Origin of the sequence: Terrabacter aerolatus (assembly GCF_007991735.1) — a bacterium.
Classification (GTDB): Bacteria; Actinomycetota; Actinomycetes; order Actinomycetales; family Dermatophilaceae; genus Terrabacter; species Terrabacter aerolatus.
Genome location: NZ_BJYX01000005.1, coordinates 1 through 18,494, shown reverse-complemented (window position 1 = coordinate 18,494; position 18,494 = coordinate 1). Strand labels below are relative to the sequence as shown.

General features: G+C 73.7%; 15 protein-coding genes. 9 read left to right on the top strand and 6 right to left on the bottom strand.

Annotated features, from left to right (window positions below):
* Positions 1 to 1,281 (top strand): glycosyltransferase, encoded by a 1,281-nt coding sequence (locus TAE01_RS06310; RefSeq protein WP_281289269.1) that lies wholly within the window; start codon positions 1 to 3, stop codon positions 1,279 to 1,281.
* Here the strand turns inward: TAE01_RS06310 and TAE01_RS06305 are convergent.
* A complete protein-coding gene (locus TAE01_RS06305) occupies positions 1,278 to 3,299 on the bottom strand; it encodes an NADPH-dependent 2,4-dienoyl-CoA reductase (protein WP_147064571.1) in 2,022 nt (673 codons plus the stop codon). The two genes, TAE01_RS06310 and TAE01_RS06305, sit on opposite strands and share 4 nt — an antisense overlap.
* Positions 3,300 to 3,366: 67 nt before the next feature.
* Here TAE01_RS06305 and TAE01_RS06300 point away from each other — a divergent pair, with 67 nt between their 5' ends.
* The 3 genes from TAE01_RS06300 (at position 3,367) to TAE01_RS06290 (ending at position 5,829) form a co-directional block, all read left to right on the top strand.
* Positions 3,367 to 4,833 carry a flavin-containing monooxygenase gene (locus TAE01_RS06300; RefSeq protein WP_147064570.1) on the top strand — a complete coding sequence of 489 codons (1,467 nt, stop codon included), beginning with the start codon at positions 3,367 to 3,369 and terminating at the stop codon, positions 4,831 to 4,833.
* Between the two features lie 113 nt (positions 4,834 to 4,946).
* Complete coding sequence (locus TAE01_RS06295) at positions 4,947 to 5,453, top strand: sigma factor (protein ID WP_147064568.1); 507 nt, start codon at positions 4,947 to 4,949, stop codon at positions 5,451 to 5,453.
* A 52-nt stretch (positions 5,454 to 5,505) separates the two neighbouring features.
* The gene (locus TAE01_RS06290) at positions 5,506 to 5,829 is read left to right on the top strand and encodes a DUF3072 domain-containing protein (RefSeq protein ID WP_147064566.1); all 324 of its coding nucleotides are present in this window, start codon (positions 5,506 to 5,508) and stop codon (positions 5,827 to 5,829) included.
* Positions 5,830 to 5,863: 34 nt separating this feature from the next.
* On the opposite strand, the gene TAE01_RS06285 is transcribed toward TAE01_RS06290, so the two are convergent.
* The gene (locus TAE01_RS06285) at positions 5,864 to 7,129 is read right to left on the bottom strand and encodes a DUF4921 family protein (RefSeq protein ID WP_147064564.1); all 1,266 of its coding nucleotides are present in this window, start codon (positions 7,127 to 7,129) and stop codon (positions 5,864 to 5,866) included.
* A 31-nt stretch (positions 7,130 to 7,160) separates the two neighbouring features.
* Between TAE01_RS06285 and TAE01_RS06280 the strand changes: the two genes are divergently transcribed.
* The 4 genes from TAE01_RS06280 (at position 7,161) to TAE01_RS06265 (ending at position 15,120) form a co-directional block, all read left to right on the top strand.
* Positions 7,161 to 9,446 carry an exo-beta-d-1,3/1,6-glucosidase gene (locus tag TAE01_RS06280; RefSeq protein ID WP_186815068.1) on the top strand — a complete coding sequence of 762 codons (2,286 nt, stop codon included), beginning with the start codon at positions 7,161 to 7,163 and terminating at the stop codon, positions 9,444 to 9,446.
* A gap of 14 nt (positions 9,447 to 9,460) precedes the next feature.
* Positions 9,461 to 10,432, top strand: a complete 972-nt coding sequence (locus tag TAE01_RS06275) for an NADPH:quinone oxidoreductase family protein (RefSeq protein ID WP_147064562.1) — start codon at positions 9,461 to 9,463, stop codon at positions 10,430 to 10,432.
* A 10-nt stretch (positions 10,433 to 10,442) separates the two neighbouring features.
* Positions 10,443 to 11,285 (top strand): SDR family NAD(P)-dependent oxidoreductase, encoded by an 843-nt coding sequence (locus TAE01_RS06270; protein ID WP_147064560.1) that lies wholly within the window; start codon positions 10,443 to 10,445, stop codon positions 11,283 to 11,285.
* Between the two features lie 313 nt (positions 11,286 to 11,598).
* Positions 11,599 to 15,120, top strand: coding sequence for an ATP-binding cassette domain-containing protein (locus tag TAE01_RS06265; RefSeq protein ID WP_147064559.1), 3,522 nt, complete (start codon positions 11,599 to 11,601; stop codon positions 15,118 to 15,120).
* A 12-nt stretch (positions 15,121 to 15,132) separates the two neighbouring features.
* Here the strand turns inward: TAE01_RS06265 and TAE01_RS06260 are convergent, their stop codons facing one another.
* The 4 genes from TAE01_RS06260 to TAE01_RS06245 form a co-directional block, all read right to left on the bottom strand.
* A complete protein-coding gene (locus tag TAE01_RS06260; protein ID WP_147064557.1) occupies positions 15,133 to 16,395 on the bottom strand; it encodes a cation:proton antiporter in 1,263 nt (420 codons plus the stop codon).
* Positions 16,396 to 16,401: 6 nt separating this feature from the next.
* A complete protein-coding gene (locus tag TAE01_RS06255) occupies positions 16,402 to 16,812 on the bottom strand; it encodes a hypothetical protein (RefSeq protein WP_147064555.1) in 411 nt (136 codons plus the stop codon).
* 80 nt (positions 16,813 to 16,892) lie between these two features.
* Positions 16,893 to 17,420, bottom strand: a complete 528-nt coding sequence (locus TAE01_RS06250) for a hypothetical protein (protein WP_147064553.1) — start codon at positions 17,418 to 17,420, stop codon at positions 16,893 to 16,895.
* Positions 17,417 to 17,890 carry an acyl-CoA thioesterase gene (locus TAE01_RS06245; RefSeq protein ID WP_147064551.1) on the bottom strand — a complete coding sequence of 158 codons (474 nt, stop codon included), beginning with the start codon at positions 17,888 to 17,890 and terminating at the stop codon, positions 17,417 to 17,419. Before TAE01_RS06245 ends, TAE01_RS06250 begins: the two co-directional genes overlap by 4 nt.
* 91 nt (positions 17,891 to 17,981) lie before the next feature.
* On the opposite strand from TAE01_RS06245, the gene TAE01_RS06240 reads away from it, so the two are divergent.
* A partial coding sequence (locus TAE01_RS06240; protein WP_371860826.1) for an SWIM zinc finger family protein occupies positions 17,982 to 18,494 on the top strand: 513 nt, incomplete at its 3' end.

Below are 18,494 nucleotides of genomic sequence, written 5' to 3'. Positions count from 1 at the left end.
GTGCGGATCCTGTTGTTGGGCATGGGATCCCGCGGCGACGTGCAACCACTGGTCGCGCTCGGCCAGCGGCTGCGCCGGATCGGGTATGCCGTGTCGCTCGCCGCGCCCGCCGACCTCGGTCACGTCGTGGCCGGCGCCGGCCTCGACTTCCAGCCGCTGTCGTTCGACCTCGAGCGACCCCTCCGGGAGGGTCTCGGTCGGGACTCGCTCCGGGGCTCGGCCCGCACGCAGGTGCGGGAGGCCCGTCTCATGCGACAGGTCATGGCGGGGACAGCCGAGGCGCTGGCCGCAGACGTGGCGCGGCTGGTCGATGCTGCCGACGCCGTCGTGTCGGGCGCGCTGACCTTCGACCTCGTCGACGCGCTGCTCGCTCCCGGCGGCAGCTCCGGCAGAGGACGCCCTTCGAAGCCGCACCTCTACGCCGTCTTCGCGCCGGTGTGGCCGAGCGCGCACGGTCCCTCGGTGGCACTGGCCCTCCGTCCACGTGCCACGTCGTGGGCCAACGGCGCCTGGAGCACCCTCGCGGGCCGGGTCGCCCTCGACCTGTTCCGGCCGGCCGGCGACCTCGTCCGTGCGCGAGGGGGGTTGCCGCGTCGGCGCTTCCGCCACTACACCGCGGCGGCCGAGGGCACCCCGACCCTGCTCGCGGCCAGCACGAGCGTCGTCCCGCCTGCCGCGGACTGGCCCCCGGCGCTCCGGCAGACCGGCTACTGGTTCCGCGACGACGCACCCACGCCGATGGACTCCCGCGTCGAGGCGTTCCTCGCCGCGGGTGAGCCTCCCGTCTTCGTCGGCTTCGGCTCGATGCCGACCCCCGACCCCGCCGGTGTCTCGCGTGACGTCGCGGACGTGCTCGGACGTCTCGGGGTGCGCGGCGTCGTCAGCGAGGGTCTCGCCGGCCTGCGCGCCGCGCCGTCCCCCGGTCTGCTGGGGGTCGGCCCAGCCCCGCACGAGGCGCTGTTCCCACGATGCGCCGTCGTCGTCCACCACGGCGGCGCCGGGACCACGGCCGCCGCGGTGCGAGCCGGGGTCCCGCAGGTCGTCGTGCCGCACGCCGCCGACCAGCCCTACTGGGGTCGGCGGCTGGCCGACCTCGGGGTGGCGCCGCAGCCGATCGCCCGCAAGGACGTGACGGCCGACCGGCTCGCGCAGGCGCTCGAGGTCGCCCTGTCCCCGGGAGCGCGGCGGGCGGCATACGCCCTCGGTGAGAGGGTGCGTGCCGAGGACGGTGCCGGCGACGCGGCGCGGCTCGTCGACGCCCACCTGAGGCGCTCCGCCTAGATCGTGGCCGCGAGCTCCGTGCCCTGGCGGATCGCGCGCTTGGCGTCGAGCTCGGCCGCGACGTCGGCGCCGCCGATGACGTGCGTCCGGATTCCGGCCGCGACGAGCTCGGGACCGAGGGTGTTGACCGAGTCCTGGCCGGTGCAGACGACGATCGTGTCGACGTCGAGCACCGTCGGGTCGGTGCGGTTCTCGCCGTGCGTGATGTGCAGGCCCTCGTCGTCGATGCGCTCGTAGTTGACGCCGACGTGCTGGTGGACTCCCTTGGCCTTGAGAGCGGCCCGGTGCACCCATCCGGTCGTCTTGCCCAGCCCCTTGCCGATGGAGGTCGGTTTGCGCTGCAGCAGGTGGACCTCGCGAGGTGACGGTGCGGGGTGCGGCTCGACGAGCCCGCCGCGCGAGGCGTCCGGCTCGCCGACGCCCCACTCGGCCATCCACTGCTCGACGGTCAGCGGTGACCCGACGTGGGTGAGCAGCTCGGACACGTCGACCCCGATGCCGCCGGCACCCAGGACGGCCACTCGCTGACCGAGCGGTGCCTCGCCGCGGATGGCGGCGGCATACGTCACGACCGTGGGGTGGTCGATGCCCGGGACGTCGGGCACGCGCGGCTCGACCCCGGTGGCGACGACCACCTCGTCGAAGTCGGTGAGGTCGTCGACGGTGGCGCGCCGGCCGAGGTGGACCTTGACGCCACCGAGCTCGAGTCGCCTGCGGTAGTAGCGGATCGTCTCGGCGAACTCCTCCTTGCCCGGGATCCTCATGGCCAGGGCGAACTGACCGCCGAGGTCGTCGCCGGCCTCGAAGAGCTCGACCCGGTGGCCGCGCTCGGTCAGGGCGACGGCGGTCGCGAGCCCAGCGGGTCCGGCGCCGACGACCGCGACGTGCTTGGTCCGGCGGCTCGGCGCGAGGACGAGGGTGGTCTCGCGGACGGCGCGCGGGTTGACGAGGCAGGTTGCCGTCCTCTTGGCGAAGGTGTGGTCGAGACAGGCCTGGTTGCAGGCGATGCACGTGTTGATCTCGTCCGCGCGGTCGGTGGCGGCCTTGGCCACCCAGTCCGGGTCGGCGAGGAAGGGCCGCGCCATCGAGACGAGGTCGGCGCTGCCGTCGGCGATGACCTGCTCGGCGAGGTCGGGCATGGAGATCCGGTTGGACGTGACGACCGGGATGGTGACTTCGGGCCGAAGCCTGGCCGTGACGCGGGTGAACGCGCCCCGGGGGACCGACGTGACGATGGTCGGGACGCGCGCCTCGTGCCAGCCGATGCCGGTGTTGATGATCGAGGCGCCGGCCGCCTCGACCTCGTGGGCCAGGGCGACCACCTCGTCCCACGACTGGCCGTCGGGGACGAGGTCGAGCAGCGAGAGCCGGTAGACGATGACGAAGTCGGGGCCGGCGGCCTCGCGGACGGCGCGGACGACCTCGACGGCCAGCCGGCGACGGTTCTCGGGCGAGCCGCCCCACTCGTCGGTGCGCTCGTTGGTGCGCGGCGCGAGGAACTGGTTGATGAGGTAGCCCTCGGAGCCCATGATCTCGACCCCGTCGTATCCGGCCTCGCGGGCCAGGCGCGCGCACCGGGCGTAGGCCGCGACGGTGCTCCGGATGCCGCGCGCGCCGAGCGCCCGCGGGGCGAAGGGGGAGATGGGTGACTTGAGCGCGGACGCCGACACGGCGAGCGGGTGGTAGGCGTAGCGCCCGGCGTGCAGGATCTGGAGGGCGATCTTCCCGCCCTCGCGGTGCACGGCGCCCGTGATGACCCGGTGCCGGCGTGCCTGGCGCCCGGTGACGAGGACCGATCCCCCGGGGTAGAGGGCGCCGGCGAGGTTGGGCGCGAAGCCGCCCGTGACGATGAGCCCGACGCCACCTCGCGCCCGCTCGGCGTAGTAGGTCGCGAGCCGGTCGAAGTCCTTGGCGCGGTCCTCGAGGCCGGTGTGCATCGAGCCCATGACGACGCGGTTGCGCAGCGTCGTGAAGCCGAGGTCGAGGGGTTCGAGCAGGTGGGGGTATGCCGTCGTCACCCGCCTGAGGGTAGCCCGTGGTTACCGGGCGGTAGCCGATCGCGCGGCCAGCGTCACAGTGCCCGTCATGGTGGGCGAGAATGGCGAGGTGAGCCACCTCGAGCACCTGGACGTCGTCGTCGTCGGAGCCGGTCTGTCCGGCATCGGCGCGGGCTACCGCCTGTCGACGACGAGCCCGTCGCGCACCTGGGCGATCCTCGAGGCACGGGAGTCGCTCGGAGGCACGTGGGACCTCTTCCGCTACCCCGGGGTGCGCTCGGACTCCGACATGATGACGCTCGGCTTCCCGTTCGAGCCGTGGACCGACCCCGACGCGATCGCCGACGGGCCGAAGATCCTCGACTACCTGCGGGCGACCGCCGACAAGTACGCCATCACCGAGCGGATCCGCTTCGGCCACGCGGTCGTCGCGGCCGACTGGTCGAGCGACGACGCGCGCTGGACCGTGACGGTCGACCGTGGGGGAGTGCGCGAGCAGCTGACGTGCTCGTTCCTCTACCTGTGCAGCGGCTACTACGACTACGAGCGCCCGCACGACCCGCAGCTGCCCGGCATCGAGACCTTCGAGGGACAGGTCGTGCACCCCCAGTTCTGGCCGGAGGACCTCGACGTGAGCGGCCGCAAGGTCGTCGTCATCGGCTCGGGCGCCACGGCGGTCACCCTCGTCCCGGCGCTCGCCGACCGCGGCGCCGACGTGACGATGCTCCAGCGCACCCCGACGTGGATCACGTCGCTACCGCGCCGGGACCGGGCGCGGGACGTGCTGCAGAAGGTGCTGCCGGGGCGCATCGCCGGAACTGCCGCCCGCTACAAGAACGTGATCGGGACGATGGGCGTCTACGAGCTGAGCCGTCGCCGCCCGGCCGTCATGCGCTCGCTGCTCGCCAAGGGTGCCGCCAGGTCGCTCGGCTCGACCGACCTCGTCGCGGACCACTTCACGCCGACCTACGACCCGTGGGACCAGCGCCTCTGCGTCGTCCCCGACGGCGACCTCTTCGAGGCCGTGCGCTCCGGGCGGGCCCACGTCGTCACCGACACGATCGAGACCTTCGTGCCCCACGGCATACGGCTGGACTCCGGGCGTGAGCTGGATGCCGACGTCGTCGTCACGGCGACGGGCCTGCGGATCAAGCTCGCCGGCGGCATCGCGTTGCGGGTCGACGGTCAGGAGCGCGCGACCGGTGACCTCACCGTCTACCGCGGGATGATGTTCGCCGACGTACCCAACCTCGCCGTGTGCGTGGGCTACGTCAACGCGTCGTGGACGCTGCGGGCCGACCTCGCGAGTCGCTACGTGTGCCGGCTCCTCGACCACATGGAGCAGCACGGCTGGCGGACGGCGACTCCGCGAGCGCCGGGGGGCATGGAGGGCCGGCCGCTGCTGCCGCTCGCCTCGGGCTACGTGCGGCGCGCCGACGCCGAGCTGCCCCAGCAGGGCGACGGTGCGCCGTGGCTGATGCGCCAGAACTACCTGCTCGACCGGCGCGACATGCTCCACGGCGACGTCACGGAGGCCATGGCCTTCGCCCGCTGAAGATTCAACCAAGCACCGGATCGGGTACGGATACCGACGAGGAGAGTCGCCCGTCGGGGACCTGCGCCGTCGGCGGCAGGCTCGGGGCGACGTGAGGTGGACGGGCAGATCTGATGACGGATGGCATTCAGGCTTCCAGCGGGGTCTCGAGCCCTGCTCTCGACGGCGTCCTCGGCCCGTTGCTCTCGCAAGCCGGGCAGGGTGACGAGGCAGCGTTCGCGAGGCTGTACGACCTGTCGGCCTCCCGGGTCCACGGGCTCGTGCAGCGGGTGGTGCGCGACGCCGACGAGGCCGAGCAGGTCAGCGCCGAGGCCTTCGTCGAGGTCTGGCGCACCGCGTCCCGCTTCCGACCGGGTGGTGACGCCCTCGCCTGGCTGCTCGCCATCGCACACCGCGCCGCCGTGACCCACGTCCGCTCGACCCGCCTCTCGCTGACCGCCGGCATCACCCGTGCCGCCCCGGGCTCCGCCACGCTCGGGGATCCGGCGCTCGCGCTCAGCTACTACGACGCGTATGCCGTGACGGACGTCGCCGTGGCCCTCGGAGTCACCGTCGACGTGGTGCACCAGCGCCTTCGCGCGGCGCTGCTCGCGCTCCAGCCGGTTCGGGCCGTCGCCTGAGACCTGTCCAGCGTTGCGTGTCCGTCACGCACCGAACGGGTACGGGCCCGACATGAGCCCATCGAACACATCTTCGAACGACGACGTCATCGGCGCCACCGACCCCGCGGCTGCCGGACCCGGCGGCGACTCCGCGATCAAGGACCCGGAGGACTGGGTGACCGGCGACGAGGCGATGACGGGCGCGCAGCGCAGCTACCTCGAGACCCTGGCCCGCGAGGCAGGCGAGACCCTGCCGGGTGACCTCACCAAGGCCCAGGCGTCCGAGCACATCGACCGCCTCCAGCAGGTGACGGGACGGGGCGCCGACACGAGCGGGCCGATCGGTGCGGACGGCAACACCGGCCGCACGGAGGGCCACGGCAGCGAGCTCTGAGCCCAGCGGCGCGACCCCGCCGGGTCCGTGAGGGTCAGCCGATCTCGACGCGGTCGGAGACCAGTCCGTCCGCCGCGAGCCGGCGCAGCCGGGTGACCGCGCGGTCACGGACCGACCACGGGTCGATGGTGTTGACGTAGATCTTCGTGCCGCCCTCGAAACCGGCGAGAGTCGAGATGCGCCACTTGACCACGGCCCGCAACGGCATGGGGACGTCGACGTCCGGCGGCCGGTGGTGCCACTCCTCGTTCGAGGGGACGTGCACCCCGGTCGCCGCGTGGCAGGCGTGGACGAGGTCGGAGAAGTCACGCACCTGCTCCTCGTCGAGCTCCCACGGACAGCCGTCGCCGTCGGTGACGTGCACGACGAGCGCCGGGTAGCGGTGGCCCACGCCCGCGAACGCCACCGCGTGCTCGGTGCGGGCGACCACGAGACCCTGCGACGCGGCATACTCGGCGCCCCACCGGGCGAACATGTCGGGCTCCGTGCGCAGCCGCTCGACCTCGCGCTCCTTCTGGGCGCCGAGCTCGTCGATGGCGACGACCTGCTTGTGCAGGTGGTCGAACGACGCACCGGCGGGCGCCAGCCAGTTCTGGAACACCGACACGTAGCGTGCGCACTCGTTGTCGCGGTAGAGGTCGCGCATGGCCCGGATCGTGAACTCCGTGTATCTCCAATGCTCCTCGGGGCTCAGCGTGCCGGAGCCCGCGAGCTGCGAGTCGTCGGTCGCCCCGTCGACGTAGTGTCGCCGTGAGATGACGACCTGGTGGTTGCCGGCGAAGAGCCCGACCGCCTCGCGCTCGAGGTCGTCCTCGGCGAGCGGTTCGGCGTCGGCGCCGGGCGTGCCCCGTGAGCGCATGCGGATGCGCGCGAGAGCCGTGACGTGCTCGCGCCCTCCGGGCGTGGAGAGGTATGCCGTCCGGCGCGCACGGGAGGCGGCCGTCGGCTCCCAGCCGTGCGCGAGGTGCCAGTAGTCGTAGCTGAGGATCTCGAAGAGGTTCGGGATGAGACGGAACTGTGGCGCGGTGCGGTCGAGGTCCTCGGCGAGCAGGTCGCGGTTCTCGTGCCACACGGCGCCGTCGTGGACGAGGCGCGCGATCTCGGGCGTGGTCTCACGCATGCGTGCCCAGCAGAAGGCGCAGTGGCGGTCGTGGTCGTCCGGGTCGATGGGCAGCGGGTGACGGTCGAGCTGGCCCAGGGGACGGGCGGCCCGACCCGGGAGCGTCCACACCTTGGTGCCGGTGATGGGGTTGACCTGCTTGATGGTCCCGTCGGGCAGGCGCGTCAGGGGCTCGATCACCTCTCCAGCGTAGGTCGACTAGCGTCGGGACGTGCCCGCCGACGCCCCGATCGCCCTGCCGTTCCGTGATCCGTCCCTCACCGTCGAGGAGCGCCTCGACGACCTGCTCGCACGCATGACCCTCCCCGAGAAGGTCGGCCAGATGCTCCAGCTCGACGCGCGCGGCGACCTCGAGCACATCGTCGGGACCACGCTGGCCGGGTCGATCCTGCACACGTCTCCCGAGCGGATGGTCGAGGCCATCGCCCTGGCGGAGCGGACGCGGCTGGGCATCCCCCTCCTCACGGCCGACGACTGCATCCACGGCCACTCCTTCTGGCCCGGCGCGACGATCTTCCCGACCCAGCTCGGCATGGCCTGCTCGTGGGACCCGGACCTCGTCGAGCAGGCGGCGCGCGCCACCGCCGTCGAGGTCTCGGCGACGGGCCTGCACTGGACGTTCTCGCCGGTGCTCTGCATCACCCGTGACCTGCGCTGGGGCCGCGTCGGCGAGACCTTCGGCGAGGACCCGCACCTCATCGGCGAGCTCGGCGCGGCGATGGTCCGCGGCTACCAGGGCGACGGGCTCACCGACCCGACCGCGATCCTCGCGTGCGCCAAGCACTTCGCCGGCTACTCCGAGACGCAGGGCGGCCGCGACGCGAGCGAGGCCGACCTCAGCCGCCGCAAGCTGACGTCGTGGTTCCTGCCGCCGTTCGAACGGGCCGTGCAGGAGGGCTGCCGCACCTTCATGCTCGGCTACCAGGCCATCGACGGCGTCCCGGTGACGGCGAACGGCTGGCTCCTCGACGAGGTGCTCAAGGGCGAGTGGGGCTTCACCGGCACGCTCGTCACCGACTGGGACAACGTCGGGCGCATGGTGTGGGAGCAGAAGGTCTGCGCCGACGACGTCGAGGCCGCGACCGTGGCCGTGCGCGCCGGCAACGACCTCGTCATGACGACCCCCGCCTTCTTCGAGGCCGCGCAGGAGGCCGTCGCCCGCGGCCTGCTCGACGAGGGCCAGATCGACGAGGCCGCCCGCCGGGTGCTGCGCGTCAAGCTCGAGCTCGGCCTCTTCGAGAACCCCCGCCCGCCGGACCTCGAGCGCCAGCGCCTCGTCATCGGCTCGGCCGAGCACGCCGCCCTCAACCTCGAGGTCGCCCGGCGCTCCCTCGTGCTGCTCACCAACGACGGCTCCCTGCCGTATGCCGTCGGCGACGTCCCGCGCACGGTGGCCGTGCTCGGGCCGAACGCCGACGACCCGCAGGCCAATCTCGGCGACTGGGCCGGGGCCTCCGGGCAGGTGGACTGGATGCCGGACGGCCATCCGCGCGAGACCGTGGAGACGGTGCTCGACGGGTTCCGGGCGGTCGTCCCGCCCACGTGGACGGTGACCCACGCCCGCGGCGCCGACATCGAGACGCTCGTGCCCGACCCCGATGGACCGCTCTTCCCCGACGGGCAGCCCCGCCCACCGGTCTCGGCCCCCGCGCTCGTCGACCCGGACCAGCTCGCCGAGGCGGTGGCCGCCGCGCGCGACGCCGACCTCGCCGTCGTCGTGCTCGGGGACACCATCGCCCTGACGGGAGAAGGCTGCTCGACGGCGACCCTCGACCTGCAGGGTGGTCAGGTCGCCCTGCTCGATGCCGTCGTCGAAGCCCTCGACGGCACCGGCACCCCGGTCGTCGTCGTGCTGCTCCACTCCAAGCCCAACGTCCTGCCGGCGAGCGCCCTGCGTGCTGCCGCGATCATCGAGGCCTTCAGCCCCGGCATGCGCGGCGGCCGCGCCGTCGCCGAGCTCGTCCTCGGCCACATCGATCCGGCCGGCCGTCTGCCCGTCTCGGTGCCGCGGCACGTCGGCCAGCAGCCGACCTACTACAACCAGGTCCGCGGGCAGCACGGCCAGCGCTACGCCGACCTGACGCAGGAGCCGCAGTTCGTCTTCGGCGAGGGACTGTCGTACACGACCGTCGAGTGGTCCGACCTCACTCTCGAGGCGAGCCGCCTCTCGTCCGACGACGTCGTCGTCGCGGAGGTCACGCTGACCAACACGGGCGAGCGGACGGCATACGAGGTCGTGCAGGCCTACGTCACCGACGTCGTCACGAGCGTCACGTGGGCGGCCAAGGAGCTCAAGGCGTTCCGCCGTGTGACGGTGCCTCCGGGCGCGTCGGTGAGGACGCGCGTCGAGGTCCCGGCGAGCGCCTGCTCGATCGTCGACGCCCGCGGACGGCGCGTCGTCGAGCCCGGCGCGTTCGAGCTCGCCGCCGGACCGAGCTCGCGCGACGCCGACCTGCTCCGTGTGACCTTCACCATCACGCCTGACGGCCCGGCCTGACTAGGGTCGGAGGCATGAGAGCAGCGCGCGTCACGACCCTCGGCGGCCCGGCCACCGTCACCGTCGGGGAGGTCCCCGAGCCGACCCTCGAGGCGGGGCACGTCCTCGTCGACGTCCACGAGGCGGGAGTCAGCTTCCCCGACGTCCTCATGAGTCGCGGGCTCTACCAGATGCGCCCCGACCTGCCCTTCGTCCCGGGCGCCGAGTGCGCCGGCGTCGTGCGCGAGGCCACCGAGGGCAGCAGGTTCACCGCAGGTGACCGGGTCGCGGCCTTCCCGGTGCTCGGTGCCTTCTCCGAGACGGTCGCCGTCCCGGAGGCCATGGTCTTCCCGCTGCCCGACGCCGTGCCGTTCGCCGTCGGCGCGGCCCTGCCGATGAACTACCTCACCGTGCACTTCGCGCTGACCCAGCGGGGACGGCTCGAGCGCGGCGAGGTCGTCGTCGTCCACGGCGCGGCCGGGGGCATCGGCACCGCCGCGATCCAGCTGGCGCGCGCCATGGACGCCCGCGTCATCGCCGTCGTCTCGTCCGACGACAAGGTCGAGACGGCCCGCGCCGCCGGCGCCCACCACGTCGTGCTCGCCGACGGCTTCCTCGCCGCGGCCAAGGAGCTGACGGAGGGCCGCGGCGTCGACGTCGTCGTCGACCCGGTCGGTGGTGACCGCTTCACCGACAGCCTGCGCAGCCTCGCGCCCGAGGGGCGACTGCTCGTCATCGGCTTCACCGCCGGCCAGATCCCCGAGGTCAAGGTCAACCGACTGCTCCTGGGCAACATCAGCGTCGTCGGCGTCGGCTGGGGTGCCTTCTGGATGCCGGACCCCACCTACCTGCGCACCCAGTGGGAGGCGATCCTGCCGCTCGTCGAGTCCGGAGCGCTCGCACCGCCCATCGGCACGCGCCACCCGCTCGACGACGTCGCGGGCGCCCTCACCGAGATCGACGAACGCCGCGCCCAGGGCAAGGTCACCCTCACCGTCCGCCAGTAGGTTGGGGCGTATGCCGTCCCTGCCGCCGCTCCCTGCCCGCGCGCGCACCCGCGCCTCCGCCGCCTCGTCGTCCCCCCGGCGCATCCTCGTCACGGGCGCCGCCTCCGGCCTCGGGCTCGCGCTCGTGCGCGCCCTCGTCGCCCGGGGTGACGACGTGCTCGCGACCGACGTGCAGGCCGACCGGCCCGACGTGCTGCCCGAGGCCGCGGCATACCTCCCTCTCGACGTGCGCAGCGACGAGGCGTGGGCGGCCGCGCTCGCCCACGTGCGCGAGACGTGGGGCGGTCTCGACCTGCTCGTCAACAACGCCGGCGTCGCCGCCGGCGGCCGCATCGACGTCGCGACGATGGACGAGTGGCACTGGATCGTCGACATCAACCTGCTCGGCGTCGTCCGGGGCTGCCGCACCTTCACGCCGCTGTTCAAGGAGCAGGGCAGCGGTCACATCGTCAACACCGCGTCGCTCGCCGGTCTCGTGCACGCGCCCGGCATGGCGGCCTACAACACCGTCAAGGCCGGTGTCGTCGCCCTGAGCGAGACCCTCTCGCACGAGCTCGCGCCGCACCACGTCGACGTGTCGGTCGTCTGCCCGTCGTTCTTCCGCACCAACCTCGGCTCGTCCTTCCAGGGCGCCGACACCGAGATGGAGACCGCCGGAAAGAAGCTGGTGAGCGGCTCCAAGCGGTCGGCCGAACAGATCGCCGAGATCGTCGTGCGCGGCATCGACGCCCGTCGCGACGTCATCCTCACCGACCGCGACGGCCAGATCGCCTGGCGCGCCAAGCGATTCGCGCGTCCCGCGTACACGGCCGTCATGAAGCGCGCAGCCAGGCGGGTCGCCGCCGGCCGCTGAGCAGACGCGCTGCTCAGCGAGGAGACGGCTCGTCGAGGTGGGCCAAGGTGCAGTCGTCGCCACGGTTCCAGAGGTCCGGGTCGACCGTGTCGACCGTGCGGCTGACGAAGGCCTGGCACTCGGGCCGGCGCCTGTAGCCCAGGAAGCGGGTGGGTCGGCGAGGTCGGCGGGACGCACCCCGATGCGCCCCGTGGGTCAGCGGCTGGTTCAGCTCCGTGTCGCCCGTAGCCTGACGTCCGCAGGCCGTCCGGGCGACGCGGAAATCGGGAGGCGCACTGTCGGTGGTGGTCGGTAGCGTTCAGGGATTGTGACGGTGACGAGGGTGGGGATCGACGACGCGCGGGGCACGGAGCCGGACGGTTCGGTGCCGGGCGGCCGTGCGCCGGAGGGCCGGGTCCCCGTCGACTGGCGCCGTGTCCGCCGCCCGCTCACCGTCGTGTGCTTCACGATGTCCCTCGTCGGGGCCGTGGCGGCCTCGCTCGGGTCGATGGTCGCCGGTCGGCTGGCCGAGCACGCCACCTCGACGCTGGTCGGACTGCTCGCGGCCTGCGTGCTCGGGGGTGCCGTCATCGACACCGTCGCCAAGACGATGTGGGCGACGGTGTGCGACCGCGCCGAGGGGGCGCTCCGCGCCGACCTGCTCGACGCCGCGATGGCCCAACCGCTGTCCGAGCTGTCCGAGCAGGCGGTGGGCGAGGTGCTCGACCGCATCGACGACGACACCTGGGAGGTCGGCCAGCTCATGCGCTGGGGCGTGTGGCAGGCCGTCCGCACCCTCCTCGCCTCGGGTCCGCTCTGGGTCGTCGCGACCATCGCCTGGTGGCCCGCCGCCGTCCTCTTCCCGCTCACGGGTCTTGCGACGTACTGGGTCGTCCGCCGGCTCCTGCCACAGGTCGCCGAGCGCAAGGTCGTCGAGGAGGCTGCGTGGACCGACCACGCGGCCTCGACCGAGGAGGGTGTCGCTGCCCGCGACGACCTGCGCACCGCCCTGGGCCAGGCGCACGTGCTGCGCCGCAACGCCCGGATGGCTGCGCGGGTCCATGCGGCCCTCGACCGGGTGCTCCAGGTCGAGGCCCGGATCACCCGTCGCAGCGGGGGCCTGCTCCACGGCGCTCTCGCCGCCGTGGCCGTGGTGGGCGTCGCGCTGGTGCTCGCCGGCGACCTGACGACGGCTCGCCTCGTCACCCTCTTCCTCGTCACGACGATGTTCGTCGGTGGCGTCGACATGCTCGCCCGGCACCTGCCCGACCTCCAGGAGGGCTTCGGCGCGGTCCTGCGGCTGCGCGCCATGCTCGCCTCGCCGGCCGAGCCGACGGGTGGGCTGCCCCTGCCCGACGGGCCGCTCGACGTGGAGTTCCGCGGCCTCGAGTTCAGCTACGGCACCGGCAGCTTCGCCCTCCGCGACGTCGACCTGCTCGTCCCCGCCGGCCACACCTGCGCCCTCGTCGGCCGCACGGGGTCCGGCAAGTCCACCCTCGCGTCGTTGCTGTCGCGGGCGGTGGAGCCGCCCGCCGGCACGGTCCTGCTCGGTGGCACCGACGTCCGGGACCTCGACCTGCAGCAGCTGCGTGCAGCCGTCGGCGTCGTCACGCAGCGCACCGAGGTGCTCGCGGGAACGCTGGCCGAGAACATGACGCTCTTCGGTGACGTGCCGCGGCACCGGGTCGAGGCCGCAGTCGCCGAGCTGGGCCTGACCGAGTGGGTGGCCGGGCTGCCCGACGGGCTGGAGACCATGCTCGGCCCCGGCGGCACGAGCCTCTCCGCGGGCGAGGAGCAGCTCGTGGCGTTCGCCCGGCTGCTCGTGCGTGACGTCCGGGTCGTCGTGCTCGACGAGGCCACGGCGCGCATGGACCCCGTCACGGAGGCGCGGGTCGTCCGGGCCGCCGACCGGCTCATCTCCGGGCGCACCGGCATCCTCGTCGCCCACCGCCTGTCGACGACCGAGCGAGCCGAGCAGGTCGCCGTCCTCGAGTCCGGCCGCGTCGTCCAGCACGGTCCGCGCGAACGCCTCGCCGGCAGCGACGGGCCGTTCCGCCGTCTGCTCGAGGCCGCCGCCCACGAGGTGGCCGTCGAGGAGCACCACCACGACGACACCGCGATCGGCTCGGTGCGCCGCAGCACCACCCCGCCGCCGCCACCCACCCTCGCCCCGAGCCCCGGCCTGGCCCGGCAGGTGCTCCACACCGTGCGCATCCAGCCGCAGTGGGGCCTGCTCGGCGCCTCCCTCTTCCTCCTCGCCTCGCTGACCGGGGCCTTCGGCGCCCTGACCGGGTGGACCTGGGGTCTGGTCGTCACCGACCTGCAGTCCGGGCAGAACCCCGGCTGGGTCACGGCCGCGCTCGTCGTCTCGCTCGTCATCGGCCCGCTCCTGCTCTCGCAGGCCTTCCGGTCCTATCCGCACTGGTGGGTCGAGGTGCGTCTCCGCGTGCGCGCCGCGGTGCTCGCCGGCCAGACCGCGCAGCGCCGCCTCGTGCGCACCCCTCCCGGCGAGGTGGTGGCCCGGACGATGGACGCCGACCGGCTCGCCCGCTACACCGACCGCTGGGTCGACTTCACCAACGGGCTGGTCGTCGCCTCGATGACGGCCCTCATCGCCCGCACGTGGCTCGCCGGAGCGGTCCTGCTCGTCGTCATGGTCGTCTCCGCTCTCGCCTCGACGCTCGGGCGGCCGGTCGCCGGACGTTCGGCCGCGGCCGCCTCGACGGCCCGCGCCGACTTCGGGCGGTCGCTCGTCTCGGCGCTCGAGTCGATCCGCACGGTCAAGCTCGCCGCGGCCACCCCGCAGGTGCACCGGCACTTGCACGAGGTCGACGGTGGTCGCGTCGACGCGGCGGTGCGCGAGCACCGGGTCCAGGCCCTGCTCGACGGCGTGCCGGTCGTCATGGTCCAGGGCGGAGTCGTCGCGGCCTGGGCAGGCTTCCTCCACGGCACGTGGCCGCTGGCCATCGCGCTGCTCGTGGCCAATGCCGTGAGCGGGTTCGACTGGTTCGGCCGCGTGGCCGGCTCCGTCGTAACCGAGGCGCCCGGCGTCCGGGCCTGGATGAACGCCACGAGCGAGCTCGCCGGCGGCGGGGACCTCATGGACCTCCCGCCGGGCCTGGACCTCGTCCACGGCACTGCGGACGACCCGCAGCCGGGAGCGCGCGAGACCCTGCGGTCGCTGAGCCTGCGCGGGCTGACGGCGATCCACGACGACGGCACCATCGGCGTCGAGGACGTCGACCTGACCGTGCACGCGGGCGAGCTCGTGCTCCTGCTCGGCCAGGTCGGCTCGGGCAAGTCCAGCCTCCTCTCGTCGCTGGCCGGCCTGACGGCCCACACCGGTGAGGTCCTCTGGAACGGCCGCGCGCTCCCGGAGCCCGAGGTCGACCTGCGACCGGGCCGGGTCTCGCACATCGCCCAGGTGCCCCGGGTGCTGTCGGGGACCTTCACCGACAACGTCGCCCTCGACCACGCCGACCGCCACGTCGAGCCGGCCCTCGCGGCCGCCCGCCTGGAGCGTGACGTCGCCGAGGCCGGCGGCCCCGAGGCGCTCGTCGGCCACCGCGGGGTGCGGCTGTCGGGCGGACAGGTGCAGCGACTAGCCCTCGCGCGTGCGCTCGCCTGCGAGGCCGACCTGCTGCTCGCCGACGACGTGTCCTCGGCCCTCGACGCCGCCACCGAGATCGAGCTCTGGGCCGCGCTGCGCTCGGGCGGTGCCACGGTCATCGGGGCGACGAGCAAGGCCGCCGCCCTCGCACAGGCCGACCGGGTCGTCGTGCTGGACCGCGGTCGGGTGGTCGAGGCCGCCCCGTGGCGCGAGCTCTCCCAGCGGTGGGCCCACCTCGCCGGGTGACCTCGGTGGGGCTCAGCCCGAGCTGGAGGTGGACGCGGTGGGGCCGGACGCCGGCGGTGCCGACGGGGCCGGTGGTACCGAGGGGGCCGACGAGGACGGGCCCGACGAGGTCGTGGTCGGGTCGGTGGGAGACGGCTCGGCGGCGCCGGCTTCCGCCAGCGCCTTGACCCGTCCGGACAGGGCGGCCGTCGCCGCGATCGTCATGAGCGCCCCGAGGAGGAGCGCCGGCCCCTCCCCGGGGGTCAGCAGGCCGAGCGTGCTGCCGAGCGTCGCCGCAGCCACCGGGACGCCGAGCTGGGCCGAGGTGATGAGCGCGGCCGGCCACGGCTGCCCGGTCACCACCATGAGACCGTGCACGAGGAGTGCCACGACGCCGAGGCCGAGCCCCAGCAGGATGGCGCTCGGGTGCTGCCCGAGCTCGCGCAGGTCGAGCGAGGCACCGAGCCACACGAAGAAGATCGGCGCGAAGAAGCCCTCGGTGACGGCGAAGAGCTGCTTGGCGACCCGCCGCGGCTCACCGACCGCCGAGAGGGCGATCCCGGCGGCGAAGCCCGCCAGCATGACCGAGACGTGGGTGGCCGCGGCGACCGCCGCGAGCCCGAAGAGGATCGCGAGCGAGGCGCGCAGCTCGACCGCCAGGCTCCGCTCGTGCGACACCTCCCGGACCCGGCGCTCCCGACCGGAGCCGACGAACCACCGGAGGAACAGCCAGAGCAGCACGGCGCAGGCGATGACCGCGGCCGCACCGAGTACCGCCCGCCCGGCGTGCACCGGGTCGATGGCGAGCGGGAGGGCCACGATGCAGGCGGCGTCCGCGACGGCGAGCTGCGGCAGCAGCTGCACCATCATCGGACCGCTGACGGGAGCGCCGTCGAGGACCGGGAGCACGAGGCTCGCCGAGGACGACGCGAGCAGCACGGCATACAACGCGGCGTGGCCCGTGCCGAAGAGGTGCGCCAGACCCCACCCGGCCGGCACCGACAGCACGCCCACGGCGACGGCTCTCGTCAGGCCCCGCGGCAGTCCGGCACGCAGCGCGGGGTCGCGCACCGGCACGTGCGTGCCGGCGACGAACATGACGAGGGCGAAACCGACCTCGCCGAGGAAGCCCAGGGTCGGGTCGTTCGGGTGCAGCAGTCGCAGCCCGGTCTGCCCGAGCACGATGCCGACGAGGAGCTCGCCGATGACGACGGGAAGGTGCAGCCACCGGGACAGGGACAGGATCGGGCCGAGGATCGCGACGAGGCTGATCAGGGCCAGCGTGGCGAATCCCATGGTGGCTCAGCGCGATTCGGGGACGTCGATGATGCGGACGGGGATGTCGGTGTTCTCGTCGGTGAGGTAGCTGGCGCAGACCCGGTGGTAGCCGTCGGCGATCTGCGCGGGTCGGCCGGCGCGGAGGTCGCCGCGCACGAGCAGCACCGGTGAGAGCGCGTGCCCGGCCCGCACCTTGGCCAGGTCCGAGGCCACGTGCGGGTTCGTCTCGGGCAGCACCTCGAGGTGGGCGGCGCGCAGGATGTCCTTCGCCTTGAACCTCGTCGAGTCGGCGGCCCGGAAGGCGGCCTCGGCCGCGGTGACGAGCTCCGCTCCGGCGACGAGCGCGAGGTAGGAGGCGGCGGCGGGGTAGTCGTGCTCCTCGGGGTCGTCGAGCCAGGCGACCGCGGGGGACTCGTCGTGTGATCGCTTGGACATCGTCATCCTCCTCGGCGGGATCGCGTGGCGGCACTGTACGCCGCGCAGCCCCAGCCCGCCTGCGAACCGGCCGATGACCGTCACCGAGCCGATCGGCGAGGGGGTTCCCGAGGTCGGGGGGCCCGGCGGACGTCGACGTCGGCCGGGGTGTCCGCGCCGATCTCCTCGGTGAGGCTGGCCTGCACGAGGCGGGCGGCGGCCGCCCCGTCGGTGAAGGTGCGGCTGAACTCCGGCTCCCGGCCCTCGCGCTCCCAGCCCAGGCCGGAGAGGGCCGACTGCTCGTCGTGGGTCAGGTCGGTCAGCCCCTCGAACTCGGTGTCGCCGATGCACTCGAGGGCGATCACGCCCTCGAGCCGGCGCGCCTGCACGAGGACGTCGGGCACCCGGGTCCGCGCGCCCGACCGGGCACCCGACCGGGCCCTCGACCGGGCACCCGACCGGCGCCAGCCTCGGGGAGCCCGCGTGCCGGCATACGCGCCCGAGGCCTGCGTGGCCTGCGAGGCCACGTGGACGGTGAAGGTCATCCAGTCGTCCCCGGCCAGGGCGTCGAGGTCGGCGCCGAGGCGCGTGGTCCAGGCCGCCCAGGTCTCCTCGAGCGCGTCGGTCATGCCCCCGCCTCCACCACCGCCGTCTCCATGAGGGCGCGCAGGTGGTCGGGGATCGGGGTGGACCGACGGGTCGCGGCGTCGATCTCGACGTGCACCCAGCGGCCGAGCGCCTTGATGGCCGGGTCGGGCAGGGCGGCGCGCTCGGGGTCGACGAAGAGGCCGAGCTGGTAGGTGACGCTGCTGGTGCCGAGGCGCGCGACACGGATGCCGACGACGAGAGGAGCGGGGAAGGCGACCTCCGCGTAGAAGGCGCACGACGACTCCGCGACGACTCCCTGCGTCGCGTCGGTCATCGGGTCGATGCTCACGTGCTCGGCCTGCCAGCCGTTGATCGCCGAGTCGAACAGCTCGTAGTAGACGGCGTTGTTGAGGTGGCCGTACATGTCGTTGTCGGACCACCGCGTCGTCACGGGGCGGTGGACGGGGAAGTCGGCGAGCGTCAGCTCGCGAGGGTCGGGCGTGCTCGGCATGCGCCCCATCCTGCCCGACGAGGTATGCCGTGCCGCGAGGACGCTGTGGACGACGGGCGACGGTGTCGGCGGGCGAACGTAGAGTTCTCGAGTGGCATGGAGCGTGGGTCGGGCGACGTGGGTGGCTGACGTCACCGACCCCGACATCACCCAGCAGGTCGGCACCCGCACGTTCGACCGCGGGAGGTCCTATGCCGCCGAGCGCCGGGTCCGCTCGCTCGCCACGCGCCCCGACGGGATGATGCTGCTCGGCACCATCGAGGGCAGCGGCAGCGAGACCTACCAGACGATCATCGAGGCGCGCCCGCACCCGAAGGGACGCTCGCACCTGTGGAGCGGCCGGTGCAGCTGCCCGGTCGCCGCCGACTGCAAGCACGTCGTCGCGCTGATGCTGACCGCTCGCGACGTCGCCCAGGGGAGGGTCGTCGAGCCGCGTCCCGCTGACGGGGCTGAGGGGGCCGAGGCGCAGGTCGTGGTCGAGCCGGCGCCGCTCGTCGTGCCGCCGCACTGGGCCGACGTCTTCGGTCACGTCCGGCCCCGGGCCGTCGAGGCCGCGCCCGTCGCCGAGCGCCCCGAGCCGCGCGGTGACCTCATGCCGGCGGGG